This window comes from Synechococcus sp. R55.7 (genome assembly GCF_047461955.1).
Lineage (GTDB): Bacteria > Cyanobacteriota > Cyanobacteriia > Thermostichales > Thermostichaceae > Thermostichus.
Genome location: NZ_JANSIC010000017.1, coordinates 14318 through 16896, shown reverse-complemented (window position 1 = coordinate 16896; position 2579 = coordinate 14318). Strand labels below are relative to the sequence as shown.

General features: G+C 56.4%; 1 protein-coding gene. It reads right to left on the bottom strand.

Annotated elements, in window-relative coordinates; translation table 11 throughout:
• Positions 1-329 precede the first annotated feature (329 nt).
• Positions 330-2579: 1,4-alpha-glucan branching protein GlgB (gene glgB / locus NW820_RS01905; protein WP_414406535.1), on the bottom strand; the 2250-nt coding region annotated here is incomplete at its 5' end.

Here is a 2579-nt window from a genome sequence, read left to right as displayed (position 1 = left end):
CGGGTGGCTGCGGCCATTGCTGAAATCCTCTCAGAAAAAACCTGCCCGTAGCACTCAGTTATGTCTGCCTTATGGTCATTTCGATTCAAACTAGAACACTGCACCCACGCCCACAGTCATTTTAAATAAGAATGAAACGAAATGAAACATTTCCATCCCATTGCTTCCCAACTCCCCTCTCCCTCTGGGAAGAGGACTGGGGGTGATCTCGGAAGCGGTATGGAGCGCTTGGGGATTGTCTCAATCCAGCTTGAAAGGACTACAAATGGCCAAAAAACGAAGTCTCCAGACCCGTCCTCCCAGTGCGGCGGAAGGAAGCCAGCAGGGTGTCAATTCTGGGACTCGACCGGCTGCGGCGGCTGCCATTTCAGCACCAAGGTAGAAAGTTGCGGCAGGCAGAGCTCGAGGGAGTAGGGCAAGTTGTGGTAGGCCCAGTCGTCTGTCCACTTGCCCCCCAAATTGCCTACCCCGCTGCCCCAAAACTCCACAGCATCGCTGTTGAGCAGCTCTCGATAAAAACCTCGTTCCGGTACCCCAATGCGGTAATTGGGCCAGACCACCGGCGTGAAGTTACAAACCACCACCACCCACTCACTGGGATCCTCCCCATAGCGGATGAAGGAAACAATGCCGCGATGGTCGCTGCAGTCAATCCAGCGGAACCCTTCTGGCTTGGTGTCTTGGGTATACAGGGCAGGCTCAGAGCGCAACAGGTGATTCAGGCTGGCCACGTAGTGGCGCAACTTGGCGTGGGGTTCATACTGCAGCAGCCCCCAGTCCAGATCTGCCCAAACGTTCCACTCATTCCACTGGCCAAACTCCATGCTCATGAACAAGGTTTTCTTGCCAGGGTGGGTGAACATGTAGCCGTATAAAGCCCGCAGGCTGGCGAACTTATGCCAATGATCCCCCGGCATTTTGCCCAACATGTGGCTCTTGCCATGCACCACCTCATCATGAGAAAAGGCCAGCATGTAATTTTCGCTGAAGGCATACATGAGGCTGAAGGTGACCAAATGGGGATGGAACTGGCGGAACCAGGGATCCATGTGGAAATAATCCAACATGTCGTGCATCCAACCCATGTTCCACTTCAAGTTGAAGCCCAGCCCACCCACATGGGTTGGCCAAGTTACCATCGGCCAAGCGGTAGATTCTTCGGCAATGGAAAGCGCACCGGGGTTGTATTTGAAAATGAGGGTATTGAGCTGCCGGAAAAAGTCGATGGCTTCGAGGTGTTCCCGCCCGCCGTAGGGATTGGGGATCCACTCTTTGCGGTCATAATCCAGATAAAGCATCGAGGCCACCGCGTCCACCCGGATCCCATCGATGTGGTATTTCTCGAACCAAAAAAGGGCATTGGCCACCAGATAATTGCGCACCTCGTTGCGGCCATAATTAAAGACCAAAGTGCCCCAACCTTTGTGCTCGCCTTTGCGAGGGTCGGCGTACTCGTACAGGTGAGTACCGTCGAAAAAAGCCAGCCCATGCCCATCTTTGGGGAAATGCCCAGGCACCCAATCGACAATCACGCCGATCCCGGCCTGGTGGGCCCGATCGACAAAATACATAAAGTCTTGCGGGGATCCATAGCGGGATGTCACGGCATAGTAGCCGATCACCTGATAGCCCCAAGAGCCATCAAAGGGGTGTTCTGCCACCGGCAACAGCTCGATGTGGGTGAAGCCCAGCTCCTTCACATAGGGGATCAATTTGTCCGCCAGCTCGCGGTAGGTGAGGAAGCGAGTATTGGGCTTTTGGTCCACCAGCACACTTTGCCCTTCGGCAGGTGGATCTTCAGCCGAGGCGTGCATCCAGGATCCCAGATGCACCTCGTAAACCGAAATCGGCGAGCGCAGGGGATCGGTGGCGGCGCGTTTTTCCAGCCAGGCTTGGTCGTGCCAGGTGTAGGTGTTGAGGTCGGCTACGATGGAGCCGGTTTTGGGGCGCACCTCCTGTTGAAAGCCATAGGGATCCGATTTTTCGTAGATATCCCCCCAGGAAGTTTTCACCTCGTACTTGTAGATGGCGCCTGGCCCTATGCCGGGGATGAACACCGCCCAGATGCCGCTTTCGCCCAGCCGCTTCATCTGGTGTTGACGCCCGTCCCAGTGGTTAAAATCGCCGATAACGCTGACGTTGCGGGCGTTGGGAGCCCAGACGGCGAAATGCACCCCCTTCACCCCATCCACCGTGATGAGATGGGCGCCCAGCTTGTCGTAGATGCGGTGGTGATTCCCCTCGTTGAACAGGTAGCGATCCAGCTCGCCGATGTGGTTGACCTTCTCCAGGGGAAAGCGGTAGGGATCCTCCCATTCTTCCAAGTGTTCCCCTTGGGGATCCCAGACCCGTTGGGCCCGCAAAAAATAGTCCGGCAGAGGGGTTCCCGGCTCAAAGCGCAGCTCGAATAGCGTTTCCGGGTGCAGCGGCTGCATCGGGTAAGCCTGTCCGGTGGCGCGTTCCACCAGCCAAACCTGCCGAGCATTGGGCACAAGGGCGCGCACCAACCCAAAGGATTTCCCGGCCTCTTCTATCTGCTGGGGGCCCAAAACGGCATAGGGATCCTGCCATTGGTTGGA